The organism is Mycobacterium senriense (assembly GCF_019668465.1).
GTDB classification, from domain to species: Bacteria; Actinomycetota; Actinomycetes; order Mycobacteriales; family Mycobacteriaceae; genus Mycobacterium; species Mycobacterium senriense.
On record NZ_AP024828.1, the window covers coordinates 310,395 to 327,273 of the forward strand.

The following is a 16,879-nucleotide window of genomic DNA, read 5'->3' on the forward strand; positions in this document are numbered from 1 at the left end:
GCCCGAAGATCATCAGAGGCAGCCACCTATACGGGTGGTTGTCCAGATAACCCACGGTTGCCAACCCTGTCCTCATCTCGGTGCCGCCGCCACCCAGCGCCTGCCTGTACACACATGCAATGAGATCAATGAAATGTACCGCGACGCCGTGGCACAAACAAAGCAACAGTCAATTCGGCGAGCGCACAACATCATCTTTCGAATAACGGTTCCCGCTGGTGACGGTTGACCGCTGATGTCAGCAAGCGAATGACGTTGCCTGGCAGAGCTTTCGCGCGTCAAGCGGGAGCTACGGGTTGATGGTGTTGTCGCCGACCTGGCGGCCCCAGACGTATTCGATCGCATACGGTGATCCGGTGTCCAGGTGGTTGTAGGGCGCAAGGCTGTTGCCGGAGTCCATCACCAACTCCGGTGCGGGCCACAGGTCGCGGGTAATCGGCTGCCAGCATCCCGGGGCGCCGCCGGGGCCGCCGCGCGCGTTCACCCGCGGCAGGTTCTCCGGATAGGTGTAGGGGTTGGGCGCGCCGCCGACCAGACCCGCCGCTCCGCCGAGTCCCAACGTGAGCGCGGCGATGGCGGCCAGCGACAGTGGGTTCGCGATCAGACCCAGTCCCGACGTGACCTCGGTGTCCATGTTCAACGAGTAGCCGTTGAACCCGCCCTCGGACGCACCGGTAATGGGCACGATGTCGTGGTAGTTGTGCAGCATGCAATAGATTTCCGGGCTGTAGGTGTCCAGCAGCTGCGCCGAGGGCACCAGGTCGGCGGCGCCGCGCGCCAGGTACGGCCCGCCCTTGTTGAACAACTCCGCGCCGGTGTTGCCGAACCCGGCCGCCGACAACAACGCCTGATCCAGATCCTTCTGCTGGGCATTGATAGTGCGCGAGGTGATCACCGCATTGTTCAAAAAGTCGAACAGATCCGGCGACGCGTTCGCATACGTATCGCCCAGCGCGGCCAACCGCTGAATGTCCTTGCGCGCCTGCGGCATCTGCGGATTCACGTCATCAAGCAACGCATTCGCATTGGTCACCGACTGACCGAACTTCTCCCCCAGGCCAGACAACGACTGCGCCGCCGCGCTCAACGTCAAATTCAGCTTGACCGGATCCACCTTCTCCGCGATCGACGTGATCGTCTGAAACAGCGTGTTGATCTCGGTGGTCACCGACCGCGCGTCGATCACCGTGTGCGTCGAGATCTTCTGCGGCGACGGGTTAGCCGGCGTCGTCAACGACACATACTTACCACCGAACACCGTCGTCGCCTTGATATCGGCATTCACATTCGACGGAATCAACGCCAGATACCGCGGATACACCTCCAGGATGAACTTCGCCGCCGGCTTGCCGTCACGCACCGTCTCCGAAATCGACCCCACCCGGCCGATCTCCACCCCGTTATAAGTCACCTTCGAACCCGGATCCATCACCAACCCCGCCCGCGCCGCCAGCATGGTCAGCCGCGTCTTTTCCGTGAAGGCACCCCGGAATTGCCCGTACACCAAGGCCAGAATCAGCGCGCACACAACCAGCACTGCGACGGCGATCCACTTGAACGGTGGAGTTCGTTGCGAGTTGATCTGAACGGGTGAGCCGGGACCTGATTGTGTCGACAAGACCGCCGCTGCCCCTCACGTCCGCGCCGAGGCCTCCCCCGGGAACCGCGGCGAATCACCCCCTGCGTTTGCCAGGAGCTCCGCACTCATGCACTAACGAAGACCAATGAAATGTACCGCGACGGCCTCGCTTGTGCGAACCACCGTTCACAAAGATCGGTGCCTCTGGCCGCAACGAGAGGTAATTCACAATCCTGCCGGAAGTCGCCGGCATATCGGTGACGGCGATCCCCGATACGCCGGGTCTAGGCTCGTGAAGGACCGAGGAAAGGTGCGCGATGCTCGCAGCGTTCGGATTCGAATCCCTGGGCGTGGTCGTCGGGGACATGTACTTCATCGACCCTTCCCCGCTCGATGGTCAGGAAACCCCGGAGCGGGGCGTCAGGCTGGAACTGCGCCTCGTCGACCGGGCGGCGCCCCAGGGCTCGATCTACGCCGGCGTCCCGATCGCCTTCACCCGCCCGGTGTGGCGGGTGGACCTGTTCGGCTCCACGGACAGCCCGCCCGGGACGCTGGACCGGGCTCATCATCATCCGCGGTTTAACGGTTGGGAACCAAGTCGCCGGCACTTCGTTCCGGAGCTGTCGGCCGACCCGCTGGCCTGGCTGGCCGAGCAGCTGGCCGACCCGGCCGCCATCCTGGCCCGCGCCGGCGTAGACGCCGACGAGGTCAGCGAAGCCGACACCGCCGGACTCTCGGCGGCGGCCCCGGAGATCGTCGCGGCGGTGAAACGGTTGCTCGACGGCGTGCGCGACGGCGAATTGGCCCCGGCCCCCGCCGAGCCGGTCGCCGCCGCCCGCACCGGCTGGCTCTGAGTTGCGTTAGCGTCGTGGGCGTGACCCTCAAAAACATCGCCCTGACCACCCTCGACGGCCGATCGACCACGCTGGCCGAATTGTCCGACGGCGCAACGCTCGTCGTCAACGTCGCTTCCAAATGCGGGCTGACTCCGCAGTACACCGCGCTGGAGAAGCTGGCTAAGGATTACGCCGACCGCGGGCTGACCGTTGTCGGCGTCCCCTGCAACCAGTTCATGGGCCAGGAGCCGGGCACGGCCGATGAGATCCAGGAGTTCTGCTCGACGACCTACGGGGTGACGTTCCCGCTGTTGGCGAAGACCGACGTCAACGGTGACGACCGCCACCCGCTGTATGCCGAGCTGACCAAGGCCGCCGATGCCGACGGCCAGGCCGGCGACATCCAGTGGAACTTCGAGAAGTTCCTGCTCGCGCCCGGCGGCGAGGTCGTTCAGCGGTTCCGGCCCCGTACCGAGCCCGACGCCCCCGAGGTGATCAGCGCCATCGAGACCGTGCTGCCGCGCTAGGCATGAAAACGGCCCCCGGAGTGATCTCCGGGGGCCGTTTTACCTGGTAGCGGGGACAGGATTCGAACCTGCGACCTCTGGGTTATGAGCCAACCGGTTCCGGTCTCGCATGGCCTCCCGGGTCTCAAACGTGCAGGTCACGATCAACCGCCCGTCCCAGCCATCACGGCGCGTCTCACACGATCACGGTCATTACGCGGCGTTTCGTTCACAAATCCGTTCACAATTGTCGCCGACAACTGGGCCTCGGCAGTAATCGAGTTGACAGACAGCGAGACGTGACTGCTGGATGAAGTGGTGGACTCGCGCTGTCATATGAGATAGTATTCGAACGTTCAGAAAACAGTTTCGCTTCGTGCGAATAGGTGGTGATCTTCCGGTGAGTGCCGAAGCGGTCCAGACCGCGACCTTCCTCTCGGAGCATCCCGAGGACCTCGCACCGGTCGTCGGGTTCCTGGCGGCTCACGAGCGCCGTCATGGCGCAGCGGCTTCTCCCAGTTATGCACTGGTCGGTGTCGACGAGCACGACCGCATCGAGCTGCCTGGGGCGGTCCACGAAGCCTTGACGAAGGTAGTGGCAGCACTTCATGCGGGCAAAGCAGTGACCGTAGCGCCGCAAACCATGACGCTAACCACACAGCAGGCGGCCGACCTTCTCGGCGTGAGTCGCCCGACGATTGTGCGGCTGATCAATGACAACGTGCTGCCTGCCGAACGAATCGGCAACCGGCATCGGCTTCTGCTCGATGATGTGCTGTCTTATCGCGAGGAGCGCCGCAAGCGTCAATACGACGCATTGGCGGCGACCGCCGACATCGAACGCGATGACGACGCGGAGACGATCCGAAAGCAACTACGCGAAGCCCGCCGCGTTGTGGCGGCGCGCCGAAAGAAATCGGCCCAGCCGAGCTGACACGATGGGCGGCGATGTTCGCCGCCCTACTCGATACCTCGGTGCTATGGCCGAGCTTGCAGCGCGACTTCTTGCTTTCGCTCGCCATCGAAGGACTCTATCGACCACTGTGGTCAACCGCGATCCTGGGCGAGCTCGAATACACCGAGACACAAAAGCTGATGAGTCGAGGAGAACAACCCGCTACCGCAGCCGCTCGGGCGCGTCACCTGATTGACCAGATGACAACCGCTTTCGACGACGCTCTGGTCGAAAATTGGGAACCCCATGATGGTGCCTTCGGTTTGCCCGATCCGGATGACGAGCACGTACTTGCCGCTGCGGTTGTGGGCGGAGCAGGCGCCATCATCACCCTCAACCTAAGGGACTTCCCGATTACGAAGATTCCCTCGCACATCAAGGTCCTATCCCCCGCTGAATTTGCTGCAGACACCGTATCGGTTTCACCAGACGACGCGCTGCGGGCTGTCCAGACAATGGCCTCCAGGTACTCCGCCCCACCGCTGACGAACGAGGAAATCTTGAGCCGGCTCGTTCAGCGATACCAGATGACCGAAGCGGTCGAGCTCATCCGCGCCGTCACCTGAGCGTCTTGTCGAGGCGGCCACCCCATCAGCCTGCATCGCTGGTGCAAGCATCGGCAGACTGTGGTTGTGGAGGAGCGATTCCCGGGCGAGCTGGAGACGTTGCGTGCCGACAATATGCGCTTGCATCGACTTCTCAAACTGAGCGAAGAGCAGGCCCGGGCGGCGGATCCAGATCAAGCCACCCTGACCGGAGCACCGGAATCGCCGGTCAACATGAGATCGGCGCCCGAAGACAAGGTCCGCTTCTTCTTCGATTTGTTTCGATGTCGCTCCGACGTTTACGCGCTGCGTTGGGAGAACCGCCGCGACGGTCGATCCGGTTGGATGCCGGCCATTCGCGGCTACTGGCGCAAGGGCATGAACCGCGCCGACGCCCCGTATCTTCCTTTGACCCCCGACGTCATCGGACAACACCTACGCGGCGACGTTCATATCGGCCTATATCCGCTGGGCGACGATGACACATGTTGGTGGGTCACGGCAGACTTCGACAAACAGGCCGCAATGCTCGACGCACTGGCCTATATGAAAGCCGCACGGGCCTACCAAGTTCCAGCTGCGTTGGAGGTGTCGCAGTCGGGGCGGGGTGCGCATGTTTGGATCTTCTTCGCCCAAGCCACGTCGGCGGCAACTGCGCGCGGTATCGCGACCAGCCTGCTGGGCGAGGCCTTCCAACTCCGCGGCAGCATGCACCTCAGCAGCTATGACCGACTGTTTCCCTCCCAAGATGTCCACACTGGCCGCGGCATGGGAAACCTCATCGCGGCACCGCTCAACGGCAAACGCCGCCAACACGGCACAACACTATTCCTCGACCCCGCCACGCTGGAACCCTTCGACGACCAATGGGCCTACCTGTCGAGTATCGCGCGGCTGTCGCATAAGGAAGTGGGCACACTCGCTCGCAGTCTGCCCGATCCGCAATTCGGCCACCGTGTGCGCAGACTGCAGTTACCCACCTCGTCGAAAATCGTGCCGAGGCCCGCAGCGATCGTCCGGGCGACTTTCACATCCCGACTTACCCTGACCGCCAACGATTTAGGTCCAGCTATGATCGCAGCCGTCAAACATGCTGCCTCAATCCGCAATCCCGAGTTCGATGCCCGCCAGCGCGCTCGACGCAGCACTTGGGACACTCCGCGCTTTCTCTACAGCTACGACGAGACCTCCGACGGCGACCTCGTCCTGCCGCGCGGGCTGTACACACTTCTGGTGGAACTGATTGATTCAGCCGGCAGTACGTTGCACATCGCCGACGAGCGAGCCCGCGGCGAGAGTCACGAATTCAGGTGCCTAACCGCGCTCAGGAGCGAGCAGGCCGGCGCCTCCCGCCAACTCGTTGACGAAGATGCAAGCGTGCTGATCGCACCTCCCGGCTCCGGCAAGACGGTAATCGCCTGCGCCGCCATCGCTTCCCGTGCCACGTCGACACTCATCCTGGTCGACCGCAAAGCCCTGGCGGACCAATGGCGTGACCGGTTGCACAAGCACCTCGGATTCAAGTGCGGACAGATCGGAGGTGGGCGATCCAAGACCACCGGCGTCATTGACGTCGCACTGCTACCCACACTGGCCCGCCGCGACAACATCGAAGAGCTCACCGCTAACTACGGTTTCGTTATCGTCGACGAATGCCACCACATCGCCGCAAGCGCCTTCTTCCACATTCTCAATCGAATACCCGCCCGATACTGGCTGGGACTCACCGCCACACCCGAGCGCCGTGACGGGCTTGAAGACCTCATCTACCACCAACTCGGATCACATCACGTAACCATCGAAGGGCCAGCTGCCGGCCAGCTTCCCTCAGCGGATACCGACCTGCTCGCACCGCACCCCGTCCTCTGCCTGCATCCCACCAAGTTCCGCTATACCGGGCAGGCCGACCCGAGCGCCCCGGGCGGAATGGCTGAGATCTACCGAGCACTGATCGCCGATGAAGCTCGGCTCACACAGATCGTTGCCGACGTCCTTGCCGCTCACACTGACGGTGCCAACATCCTCGTACTCACCACGTGGGTCGACCACCTCAACGAGATTGCCGAACGACTCCGCAATGCTGGTAAGTCAGTCGTCGTGCTGAGCGGCCAAATGAAGGCGCGCCAACGCCGCGAGGTCTCCGAACAACTCGCCAACCACACCGCCGATACCGAGCCCTTGCTAATCGTCGGCACCAGCTCGTTCATCGGCGAGGGATTCGACTGCCCTGCCCTGGACACGCTGTTCCTCGCCGCCCCAATCACCTTCAAGAACCGACTCGTCCAATACGTCGGGCGCATCATCCGACCCCACCCCACCAAGACCACCGCAACCGTGCACGACTATCACGATGAACTCACCCCAGTAATCGCCTCATCACTACGAAAACGCGCACCCGGCTACACCAAACTGGGCTTCCCAGACCCCAGAAAACTGGTCCGATAAGCGTCGCCGGCCAGTAGGGCAGGCGACCCAGCGATCACAGGATCATTCGTCGCCATTGACACCCTTCCGCGGACTTCTGGGCCGATGTAGCAACCTTGATCGGTAGCCCAAAACTCACCTGTGTCGGGCGTTACCTGGACGATTCGAGGGCGCTCAACGATGGTCAGCAAAGGCCAATGTTCACAAATCCGTTCACAAGGGGCATGAAAACGGCCCCCGGAGTGATCTCCGGGGGCCGTTTTACCTGGTAGCGGGGACAGGATTCGAACCTGCGACCTCTGGGTTATGAGCCCAGCGAGCTACCGAGCTGCTCCACCCCGCGTTGGTGAATGCCAGGTTACCGAACCGGTCTCACCGCGACCAAATCGCCCTGTCAGCGGGCATGAACTCAAATCTCAGTGCGACGGCGGGTTCAGCCCGTACTGCCGCGCGATGTCGTCCATCCACTCCGGCGACCCGTACGTCAGCCCGTATTTGTCGGCGAGCTCACCGAACTCGGGCAACTCGTGCAGCGGCGTGCCCGACGCGTCGTCGGCATGCTCGACGAGCAGCTCGCCCAATTCGCGGAAGTAGTTCTCGAACCCGCCCGGGGTGATGATCTCGACGATGCGGCCCGGCTCGCTGCCGGCGTTCCACATCGCATGCATCTGGCCGTGGGGCTTGGTGATGTAGCCGCCGGGACCCAACACCACTTCGCTGTCGTCGGAGCGGAACCCGATCTCGCCGGCCAGCACTATCGAATGCTCGTCCTCGCGGGTGTGCCGGTGCGCCACGGTGAGCAGGCCGACCGCGAACGGGTGCTCAACGATGGACACCTCGCCGCCGTTGGTCTTGCCGGACAACTTGAACACCGCCCCGAAGCCCGGGAGGGCGACGACGTCGCCCTCCCCCGGCTGAACCACCGTGACACCGATCGGGTCTTGACCGCTCATATCAGATACCTTCCTCGCAAATCCCTTGCGCCGCAAGGCCTAATCATCCCGTCGCGGCCAGACCCGGCGCCATGTCGTCGTGGGGCGGCCACAGCGGCTGCGGCACTTCGACACCGAACGGCTTGGCCCACCCGTTCCGGGATGAAACCTGGTGCACGGGATGGCGATTGGCCGCGACACCCCACTTGCCCCGCGGGTAACCGAGGGTGAGCATGGCCGACATCTTCCAGCCCTGCTCGGCAGGGACGCCCAGTAGCTCGTTCACCTTGTCCTCGAAATTGCGGAGCACCATCGTCATGACGCCGCCGACGCCCTCGGCCCGGGCGGCGAGCAGTGCACTCCAGATCGCCGGGTAGATGTTGGCGCCGCCGTAGTCGTCGATGGAGAAGACGAACAGCAACAGGGGGATCTCTTCGAAGTGGTCAGCCAGGTAATCCCCCGAGCCTTTCATTCGGCGCATCGTCTCCGCGTGTGCGGCCGGGTCGGCACCGGGCGCGGTCGCCACCATCGGGCCCGTCCCCGTGTTGAACTTCTCGTATTCCAGGGCGCGGGCCTGCCGGAAAAGTTGACCGAACTCGCGGATGAGTTCCGGATCGTCAACGGCCACAAAGTGCCAGCGCTGGGTGTTGCCGCCATTCGGGGCGCGGACGGCCGCGTCCAGGATGCGGGCCTGCGTTTCCAGCGGGATCGGATCCGGCCGCAACCGCCGCATCATCCTGGTGGTGTAGAGGGCCTCGTGAATCTCCATTTTTCTGCTCCCTTCCGTTAATCGGGCCAGCTGTTGTGCAGGATCTTGTCGACGAAGTCGACGCGCTCGAAAGTGGGCTCGAAGTGCGCCAGCACGTCGGCGTTCATGGTGCCGTCGGTGGTCCGCGGGCGGTGCTTCATGCCGTCGTTGAACGCGGCCAGGATGCGCTGCTTGAACTGCGGGCGCGGGTGGGCGGCGGTCACCGCGGCCAGCGCTTCGGGGGCCAACTGCTCGCGCCCGACGCCCACCACGTCGACTTCCACACCGGCCTGCAACAGGGCGACCTCGGGAGCAAGGAAGTCCGGCACGCCGGGGGTGGTGTGCAACGCGATGCCCAGCCACACCTTGGCGGCGTCGGCCTCGTCGACGCCGCGGGCCGTGAGGAAGTCGCGTGCGGCGTCGGCGCCGTCGACCTCGAAGCGGACCTGCGAGTCGCGGTAGCGCTCGGTCAGGCCGAGGTCGTGGAACATCGCACCGACGTAGAGCAACTCCGCATCCGGCTTCAAACCCCGGCGCTGGCCCTGCAGCGCGCCGAAGAAGAACACCCGACGGGAGTGGTTGAAGAGCAACTCGTCCTCGGTGTCGCGGATGAACTCGGTGGCCTCCCGCGCCAGCGCGGAGTCGGGCACGTCGATTCCGGCGACGGTGTCGATTGAGCTGGTGGTCATGTTCTCGTCTCCTCCAAGTGACTGTTGCTACGAGTGTGCGGCGGCGCGGACGAATCGACCCCGGCCATTCGGGCCGTCAAGTCCTCATAAAGCGACAGAATGGCTTGCGTGGCTACAGCCGGAGCGCGTTCGCGGGTGGTGGTGATCGTCGTTTTCGACGGGGTGACGTTGCTGGACGTCGCGGGGGCGGGTGAGGTGTTCGCCGAGGCCAACCGCTTCGGCGCCGACTACCAGGTCAAGATCGCGTCGGTGGACGGGCGCGACGTAACCAGCTCGATCGGGGCCCGATTGGGCGTCACCGACAGCATTTCGGCGATCGACTCCGCCGATACCGTCATGGTCGCCGGCAGCGACGACCTGCCGGGGCGACCCATCGACCCCGCCCTGGTCGAGGCCGTCCGATCAATGTCTTCACGGACCCGGCGCCTGGCGTCCATCTGCACGGGGTCGTTCGTCCTCGCGCAGGCCGGCGTGCTCAACGGCCGGCGCGCCACCACGCACTGGCACGACACCCGGTTATTGGCGCGGGCGTTCCCAGCTATCACCGTCGAACCGGACGCGATCTTCGTCCGCGACGGCGACATCTTCACCTCGGCCGGCATTTCGTCGGGCATCGACCTGGCGCTGGCGTTGGTCGAAATGGATTACGGCACAGAACTGGTCCGCGACGTGGCCCGCTGGCTGGTCGTCTATCTCAAACGCGCGGGAGGCCAATCACAATTCTCGGTGTTGCTCGAGGCCGATCCCACGCCACAGTCGCCGCTGCGCCCGGTCACCGATGCGATCGCGGCCGACCCCGGCGCCGACTACAGCGTGAAAAAGCTTGCGGCCCTGGCATCTTTGAGCACCCGCCAGCTGACCCGGCTGTTTCAGTCCGAGCTCGGGATGAGCCCGGCACGTTACGTCGAATTGGTTCGGATCGATTTCGCCCGTAACGCGCTGGAATCCGGCCGGTCGGTCTCCGAGACGGCGGGCATGGCCGGCTTCGGAAGCATCGAAACGCTGCGACGGGTGTTCGTCAATCACCTGGGCATCAGCCCGAAAGCCTATCGGGACAGGTTCCGAACCGCCTACGCCTGAACCTACTTCGTGTTGTTGTACTTGGTGATCGCGTCATCCAGGCGCTGCAACGCGGCACCGTAGCCGGCGAAGTCGCCCTTCTTCTGCGCGTCTTTCGCCGCGCCAAGTGCCGCCTGAATCTCTTGCAGGGCAGCCGATTTGGCGGGTGACAGCGTCACGGCCCCGTCGGGCGCCGGCGGTGCGGCCACCTGCGGCGCCGACCCGGGCGTCACGGCGGGCGCCGGCGCGCTGGCCGGCGGACTCGCCACGGGTGTCCCGGACTCGGTGGGCTGGATGTTCGTCGCGGCCGCACCCGCGCCAGGCCCAAACAGCCCGGTCAGCGCGTCACGCACGGTGGGGCCGTACCCGATCTTGTCGTTGTACATCATCGCCACCCGAATCAGCCGCGGGTAGGACGACGCCGCATCGCTGGCCCCCGGGGAGGCATACACGGGTTCGACGTAGAGCAGCCCGCCCTGCCCCACCGGCAGGGTGAGCAGGTTGCCCCACCGGATCCGGTTCTGGTTGTCGCGCCCGATCACGCCGAGGTCCTGCGACACCGCCGGATCGGTGGTAATCGCGTTGTTGGCCAGCTTCGGTCCGTTGACCTGACCCGGGATGGTCAGCACGGTGATCCGGCCGTACGTCGCCGGGTCGGAGCTGGCGCTGATGTAGGCGGCCAGATAGTCACGCTTGAACCGGTTCATCGCGCTGGTCAGCTGGTACGAGGCCGTATTGTCGTTCTTCGCAATGTTTTTCGCGACGATGTAGTACGGCGGCTGGTAGCTGCTGGCCGTCGGGTTGGGATCCAGCGGCACGTCCCAGAAATCCGAGGTGGAGAAGAACGTCACCGGATCGTTGACGTGGTATTTCGCCAGCAGCATCCGCTGCACCTTGAACAGATCCTCGGGATAGCGCAGGTGCTCGGCCAGCTCCGGGCTGATGTCGCTCTTGGGCTTCACGGTTCCCGGGAAAACCTGCATCCAGGCCTTGAGCACCGGGTCCTGCTCGTCCTGCTGGTACAGCGTGACGGTGCCGTCGTAGGCGTCCACGGTCGCCTTCACCGAGTTGCGGATGTAGGAGACCCGCTTGTCGGGCGCCAGCTTGTTGAACGCCACCTCGTTGGAGTCCGCGGTGGCCGATTCCAGCGACGTGAGTTCGGAATAGGGATAGTTATCCAGCGTGGTGTAGCCGTCGATGATCCACACCAGTCGCTTGTTGACGATAGCGGGGTACACCGAGCTGTCGGTGGTCAGCCACGGCGCCACCGCCTCCACCCGTCGGGCCGGATCACGGTTGAACAGGATCTTGCTGTTTGAGCCGATCACGTTGGAGAACAAGAAGTTTCGCTCGGCGAATTTCGCGGCGAACACGCTGCGCGACAACCAGTCGCCGAGCGGGACCCCACCCAGGCCGGTGTAGGTGTAGTTCTTGGTCTCGTTGCTGGTCTCGTAGTCGTATTCGCGATCGGTGCCGTTGCGCCCGACGATCGCGTAGTCGGCCGACGTGTTGGAGATGACCGGCCCGAAGTAGACGCGCGGCTGGTCGAGTGGCGCCGGACCGTCGGACACCACGCCGCCGTTGGCGCCGACGACGTTGACCAGGAACTCGGGGTAGCCGCCGTTCTGGTTGGGGTCGTTGGCGATTCCACGCACCGTGTTGGCCGGCGACGCGATGAAGCCGTTGCCGTGGGTGTAGACGGTGTGCCGGTTGATCCAGTCGCGCTGATTGTCGATCAGCCGGTCGGGGTTGAGCTCACGCGCCGCCACGACGTAGTCGCGCAACGCCCCGTTGCGGTCCTGGTACCGGTCGATGGACAGCTGATCGGGGAAGTAGTAGAAGTTCTTGCCCTGCTGGAACTGGGTGAACGCCGGGCTGACGATCGTCGGGTCGAGCAGCCGGATGTTCGACGTGGTCGCGCGGTCGTCGGCGACCTGTTGGGCGGTTGCCTGCGCGTCGCCGTTGTAGTTGCGGTAGGTGACTTGGTCCGAGGTCAGGCCGTAGGCCTGCCGGGTCGCGGCGATGCTGCGGCTGATGTATTCGCTTTCCTTTTGCGCGGCATTGGGTTTGACGCTGATCTGCTCGACGATCAACGGCCACCCGGCGCCCACGATCAGCGACGACAGCAGCAACAGGACCAGCCCGATCGCCGGAATCCTCAAGTCCTTGAGCACGACCGCGGAGAACACCGCGGCCGCGCAGATCAGCGCGATCGCCATCAGGATCAGCTTCGCCGGCAGCACCGCGTTGATGTCGGTGTAGCCGGCCCCGGTGAAGGGCTTGCCGCCGCGGGTGTGCGACAACAACTCATAGCGGTCCAGCCAGTACGCAATCGCCTTGAGCACAACCAGCACCCCGACCAGGGTGACCAGCTGGATGCGCGCCGAACGGCTCACCGCACCCGTGCGACCGGACAGCCGGATGCCGCCAAAGATGTAGTGGGCCAACAGGTTGGCCACGAACGCGAGGAACAACGCGACAAACAGGTAGCTGAGCAGCAGCCGGTAGAACGGCAGCTCGAACGCATAGAAGCCGAGGTCCTTGCCGAACTGCGGGTCCTTGATGCCGAAGTCGCCGCCGTGCAGGAACAGTTGGATGCGCACCCAGTAGCTTTGGGCGATGATGCCGGCCAGCAGGCCGATGGCCACCGGGATCCCGGCGCTCACCAGTCGCAACCGGGCCAGCACCAGGGCGCGGTAGCGCGCCACCGGATCGTTGTCGTTGCTCGGCACGAACACCGGGCGGGTGCGGTAGGCCACCGCGAGGCCGGCGAACGCGATGCCGCCCACCAGCAGCCCGGCGATCAGGAAGACGACGAACCGCGTCACCAGCACGGTGGAAAAGACCGAGCGATACCCGAGCTCGCCGAACCACAACCAGTCGACGTAGGCGTCGATCAGCCGCGGACCCGCGAGCAGCAGAACGATCACACCCAGTGCGATCAGGATCAGAATCCGGCTACGCCGAGTCAGCTTCGGCATCCGTGCGGTGGGCCGCATCCCCACTGGCTACGCTCCCTGATCGATTGCTAGACGATGACAACTCTACGCATGGCACTCCCCGTGATCGCCGGGGTTCGCTAGCAGCTTGGCGGCTGCCCGCCCGACCCGATCGCGTGCAGCGCATCCACTGCCTGACCGAGCGTCTCGACCTTGACCAACCGCAGGCCGGACGGATTGTCCGAGCTGGCCTCGTAGCAGTTCTTCGCCGGCACCAGAAAGACCGTGGCGCCGGCCGCGTGCGCGGCGACCATCTTGTGGGTGATGCCGCCGATCTGGCCGACCTTGCCGTCGGACGAAATGGTTCCGGTGCCCGCGATGAAGTTCGACTTGGCAAGGTCGCCGGTGGTCAATTTGTCGACCACCGCCAGGCTGAACATCAACCCGGCCGACGGCCCGCCCACGTTGGCCAGGTTGAAGTCCACGGTGAACGGCGCCCACGGCGCGTCGAGCACCGCGACGCCGAGGAAGCCGTAGTCGCGGTCTTTGTTGGTGCCCAGCGTGACCTGTGCCACACCGGCCGGCTCGTTCTTGCGGCGATAGTCGATCGTCACCACCTGGCCGGGCTTGGTGTTCTTCAGCAATCCGGTGAACTCGTCGACGGTGGCCACCGGAACGCCGTTGACCGCGTCGATGGCGTCGCCGACCTTCAGCTTGCCCACCGACGGACCCGGCTCGGGAACCTTGGCGACCGTCACCGCCGCCGGGTACTTGAGGTAACCCAGGGCGGCGTAGGCCGCGCTGTCCTCGGATTGTTTGAAGTCCGCGTTGTTGGCCTTGTCGACGTCCTCCCGCGACTTACCGGGCGGATAGATGAGGTCGCGCGGCACCAGCTGTTCCTGGTCCGAAAGCCACAGCGTCAGCGCCTCGCCCAGCGTCAGGTCGTCGCGCTGGGACACCGTGGTCATGTTGAGGTGGCCGGTCGTCGGGTGCGTCTGGGTGCCTTCGATCGCCACCACCTGCTTGCCGTCGACCTCGCCGAGCGTGTCGAAGGTCGGGCCGGGCCCCAGCGACACGAACGGCACCGTCACCACCGCCAGCAACACGCCGAACGCGACGATCGGCACCAGCGCGACCATCAGGGTCAGGATGCGCCTGTTCACGCCGATCACACTAGACGGCGGCCGCGGCGCGGTGTTCAGCCACAACGTTCGGTTAGGAGGGTTCAGCTACAAGCTGACCCGAGGTCGCGCCGTCTGACCTTGTGGTGAGTACCGTTGAGGGTATGGCTGACCTGCCTTTCGGCTTCTCCTCTGAAGACGACCCCGACAAGCAAGGTAAAAAAGATCCCGATTCGGGCTCGAACCCGTCCGACCCGTTCGCCGCATTCGGCATGAGCGGTGAATTCGGCATGGGCGATTTGGGGCAGATCTTCACGCAACTGGGTCAGATGTTCAGCAGCGCGGGCACTGTCGGGCCCGGCGGAACCGCCTCGGGACCGGTCAATTACGAATTGGCACGGCGGGTTGCGACGAATTCGATCGGCTTTGTGGCACCGGTCTCGGACACCACCAACTCGGCGATCGCCGACGCGGTGCACCTGGCGGAAACCTGGCTGGACGGCGCCACTGCCCTGCCCGCGGGCACCACCAAGGCGGTGGGCTGGACTCCCGGCGACTGGGTCGACCACACGCTGGAGACATGGAAGCGGCTGTGTGACCCGATGGCACAACAGATTTCGACGGTGTGGGCGGCGTCGCTGCCCGAAGAGGCCAAGAGCATGGCGGGTCCGCTGCTGCAGATGATGTCGCAGATGGGCGGTATGGCGTTCGGCTCGCAGCTCGGGCAGGCGCTGGGCCGACTGTCCCGTGAGGTGCTGACGTCGACGGACATCGGTTTACCATTGGGGCCCAAGGAAATTGCGGCGGTAATGCCTGAGGCCGTCGAATCTTTCGCCTCCGGACTGGAGCGGCCGCGCAGCGAAGTCCTGACATTCCTGGCCGCGCGCGAGGCCGCCCACCACCGGCTGTTCAGCCACGTGCCGTGGCTGGCGAGTCAGCTGCTGGGCGCCGTCGAGGCGTACGCGAGGGGCATGCAGATCGACATGTCCGGGATCGAGGAGCTGGCGCGCGACTTCAATCCGGCGTCGCTGTCGGACCCGGCGGCGATCGAAAACCTGCTCGGGCAGGGCGTTTTCGAGCCCAAGGCGACGCCCGCGCAGATGCAGGCGCTGGAACGCCTGGAGACGCTGCTCGCCCTGATCGAGGGCTGGGTGCAGGTGGTGGTCGCCGGCGCGCTGGGCGACCGGATTCCCGGCGCGGCCGCGCTGGGCGAGACGATGCGCCGCCGCCGGGCCAGCAGCGGCCCCGCCGAGCAGACCTTCGCGACGCTGGTCGGGCTGGAGCTGCGACCCCGCAAGATGCGTGAGGCCGCCGCGTTCTGGGAGCGCCTGACGGAGGCCGCCGGAGTGGACGCCCGCGACGGCATCTGGCAACACCCCGACCTGCTGCCCGACGCCGAGGACCTCGACGAACCGGCGGGTTTCATCGACCGCGTCATCGGCGGCGACACCAGCGGAATCGACGAGGCCATCGCCAAACTCGAGCGTGAGGGTCAGGATCCCCAGGACCCGGGCCCCGGTTCTGTGGATAACTGACCGGAGCCATCGCCGCCGGCGTGCCACAGTTGCCCGGTGACTCAGCGGTGCCAGGCCCTCCTCGCCAGCTATGCGCTGGATCCGGCGCTGCCGGTGCTGCTGCGTCCCGACGGCGCGGTCCAGGTGGGCTGGGATCCGCGCCGCGCGGTGCTCGTCCGCCCGCCCGGCGGCCTGGCCGCGGCCGAGCTGGCCACGCTCTTGAGGACCATGTGGTCGCCGACCCCGCTCTCCGAGTTGCAGCGTCGCGCGCTCGATTTCGGCCTGACCGACGCCGACGGCCTGCGAAACCTGGTCGTCCAATTGGTCGATGCCGGGGTGGCGACCGAATGCGGTCGGCCGCGCGCCCGGGCGGCCTCCGTGCGCATCCACGGCCGCGGGCCGCTGTCCGAGCTGCTGGTGGAGACGTTGCGCTGCTCGGGTGCCCGGATCGCGCACAGCAGCCAACCGCACGCCGCGGTGTCGGCCGACGACGTCGACCTGGTGGTGTTGTCGGACTTCCTGGTCGCCGACCCGCGCATGGTGCGCGATTTGCACCACCGGGGCGTCGCGCATCTGTTGGTGCGGGTGCGCGACGGCATCGGGCTGGTGGGCCCGCTGGTGATCCCCGGCGTGACCAGCTGCCTGGGCTGCGCGGACCTGTACCGCCGGGACCGCGACGCGGCGTGGCCGGCCATCTGCGCGCAGCTGCGCGAGACCGTCGGCGTCGCCGATCGGGCTACCGTGCTGGCGACGGCGGCGTTGGCGCTCAGCCAGGTAAACCGCGTGATCGCGGCCGTGCACGGGCAGGAGGCGGCGGCCGGATCGGCCCCGCCCCCGACGCTGAACGCGACCCTGGAATTCGACCTGCACGCCGGCGCGCTCGTCACGCGGCCGTGGGCCAAACACCCGCTGTGCTCGTGCTGACCCGGGCGGGCGATCCGACGAGCTGTAGTGAAGGCCACATTCTGCATCGGGTCCCGTTGACCAGCCCGTTAATTAAGGTGACAACGTGCGTTGTCGACATCTCTCCAC

Annotated in this window: 14 protein-coding genes and 1 tRNA gene; 8 read left to right on the forward strand and 7 right to left on the reverse strand. The window is 65.3% G+C overall.

The features are described 5' to 3' along the window. Positions 1 to 289: 289 nt before the first annotated feature. Positions 290 to 1,618 carry an MCE family protein gene (locus MTY59_RS01540; RefSeq protein ID WP_221044121.1) on the reverse strand — a complete coding sequence of 443 codons (1,329 nt, stop codon included), beginning with the start codon at positions 1,616 to 1,618 and terminating at the stop codon, positions 290 to 292. Positions 1,619 to 1,896: 278 nt separating this feature from the next. Between MTY59_RS01540 and MTY59_RS01545 the strand changes: the two genes are divergently transcribed. The 5 genes from MTY59_RS01545 (at position 1,897) to MTY59_RS01565 (ending at position 6,866) form a co-directional block, all read left to right on the forward strand. Further along, positions 1,897 to 2,433, forward strand: coding sequence for a hypothetical protein (locus MTY59_RS01545; RefSeq protein WP_221044122.1), 537 nt, complete (start codon positions 1,897 to 1,899; stop codon positions 2,431 to 2,433). Between the two features lie 20 nt (positions 2,434 to 2,453). After that, positions 2,454 to 2,942, forward strand: a complete 489-nt coding sequence (locus tag MTY59_RS01550) for a glutathione peroxidase (RefSeq protein ID WP_221044123.1) — start codon at positions 2,454 to 2,456, stop codon at positions 2,940 to 2,942. Between the two features lie 379 nt (positions 2,943 to 3,321). Further along, entirely contained in the window at positions 3,322 to 3,855 is a 534-nt protein-coding gene (locus tag MTY59_RS27140) for a helix-turn-helix domain-containing protein (RefSeq protein WP_250160692.1), read from the forward strand. 14 nt (positions 3,856 to 3,869) lie between these two features. Further along, positions 3,870 to 4,442, forward strand: a complete 573-nt coding sequence (locus MTY59_RS01560; protein WP_221044124.1) for a PIN domain-containing protein — start codon at positions 3,870 to 3,872, stop codon at positions 4,440 to 4,442. Positions 4,443 to 4,508: 66 nt separating this feature from the next. Beyond that, the gene (locus MTY59_RS01565; RefSeq protein WP_221044125.1) at positions 4,509 to 6,866 is read left to right on the forward strand and encodes a DEAD/DEAH box helicase; all 2,358 of its coding nucleotides are present in this window, start codon (positions 4,509 to 4,511) and stop codon (positions 6,864 to 6,866) included. Between the two features lie 245 nt (positions 6,867 to 7,111). On the opposite strand, the gene MTY59_RS01570 is transcribed toward MTY59_RS01565, so the two are convergent. The 4 genes from MTY59_RS01570 to MTY59_RS01585 all read right to left on the reverse strand — a co-directional run bounded on the left by MTY59_RS01570 (position 7,112) and on the right by MTY59_RS01585 (position 9,214). Next, positions 7,112 to 7,188 (reverse strand) — tRNA-Met (locus MTY59_RS01570). A 73-nt stretch (positions 7,189 to 7,261) separates the two neighbouring features. Beyond that, entirely contained in the window at positions 7,262 to 7,798 is a 537-nt protein-coding gene (locus MTY59_RS01575; RefSeq protein WP_221044126.1) for a cupin domain-containing protein, read from the reverse strand. A 43-nt stretch (positions 7,799 to 7,841) separates the two neighbouring features. Continuing rightward, complete coding sequence (locus MTY59_RS01580; RefSeq protein ID WP_221044127.1) at positions 7,842 to 8,546, reverse strand: nitroreductase family protein; 705 nt, start codon at positions 8,544 to 8,546, stop codon at positions 7,842 to 7,844. A 17-nt stretch (positions 8,547 to 8,563) separates the two neighbouring features. Next, complete coding sequence (locus tag MTY59_RS01585) at positions 8,564 to 9,214, reverse strand: HD domain-containing protein (protein ID WP_221044128.1); 651 nt, start codon at positions 9,212 to 9,214, stop codon at positions 8,564 to 8,566. 99 nt (positions 9,215 to 9,313) lie between these two features. Between MTY59_RS01585 and MTY59_RS01590 the strand changes: the two genes are divergently transcribed. Next, the gene (locus MTY59_RS01590) at positions 9,314 to 10,294 is read left to right on the forward strand and encodes a GlxA family transcriptional regulator (RefSeq protein ID WP_221044129.1); all 981 of its coding nucleotides are present in this window, start codon (positions 9,314 to 9,316) and stop codon (positions 10,292 to 10,294) included. 2 nt (positions 10,295 to 10,296) lie between these two features. Here MTY59_RS01590 and MTY59_RS01595 read toward each other — a convergent pair whose 3' ends face one another. Then, positions 10,297 to 13,278, reverse strand: coding sequence for a UPF0182 family protein (locus tag MTY59_RS01595; RefSeq protein ID WP_221044130.1), 2,982 nt, complete (start codon positions 13,276 to 13,278; stop codon positions 10,297 to 10,299). A gap of 74 nt (positions 13,279 to 13,352) precedes the next feature. Continuing rightward, the gene (locus MTY59_RS01600; RefSeq protein WP_221044131.1) at positions 13,353 to 14,375 is read right to left on the reverse strand and encodes a YlbL family protein; all 1,023 of its coding nucleotides are present in this window, start codon (positions 14,373 to 14,375) and stop codon (positions 13,353 to 13,355) included. 104 nt (positions 14,376 to 14,479) lie between these two features. Between MTY59_RS01600 and MTY59_RS01605 the strand changes: the two genes are divergently transcribed. Together MTY59_RS01605 and MTY59_RS01610 are read left to right on the forward strand one after the other, a co-directional pair. Further along, positions 14,480 to 15,868 (forward strand): zinc-dependent metalloprotease, encoded by a 1,389-nt coding sequence (locus MTY59_RS01605; protein ID WP_221044132.1) that lies wholly within the window; start codon positions 14,480 to 14,482, stop codon positions 15,866 to 15,868. A 36-nt stretch (positions 15,869 to 15,904) separates the two neighbouring features. Further along, the gene (locus MTY59_RS01610) at positions 15,905 to 16,771 is read left to right on the forward strand and encodes a cyclodehydratase (RefSeq protein WP_221044133.1); all 867 of its coding nucleotides are present in this window, start codon (positions 15,905 to 15,907) and stop codon (positions 16,769 to 16,771) included. Positions 16,772 to 16,879 lie beyond the last annotated feature (108 nt).

Coding starts and splice junctions, on each gene's coding strand:
- MTY59_RS01545 (WP_221044122.1), top strand. CDS start 1,897: ATGCTCGCAGCGTTCGGATTCGAATCCCTGGGCGTGGTCGTCGGGGAC.
- MTY59_RS01560 (WP_221044124.1), top strand. CDS start 3,870: ATGTTCGCCGCCCTACTCGATACCTCGGTGCTATGGCCGAGCTTGCAG.
- MTY59_RS01575 (WP_221044126.1), bottom strand. CDS start 7,798: ATGAGCGGTCAAGACCCGATCGGTGTCACGGTGGTTCAGCCGGGGGAG.
- MTY59_RS01580 (WP_221044127.1), bottom strand. CDS start 8,546: ATGGAGATTCACGAGGCCCTCTACACCACCAGGATGATGCGGCGGTTG.
- MTY59_RS01585 (WP_221044128.1), bottom strand. CDS start 9,214: ATGACCACCAGCTCAATCGACACCGTCGCCGGAATCGACGTGCCCGAC.
- MTY59_RS01590 (WP_221044129.1), top strand. CDS start 9,314: ATGGCTTGCGTGGCTACAGCCGGAGCGCGTTCGCGGGTGGTGGTGATC.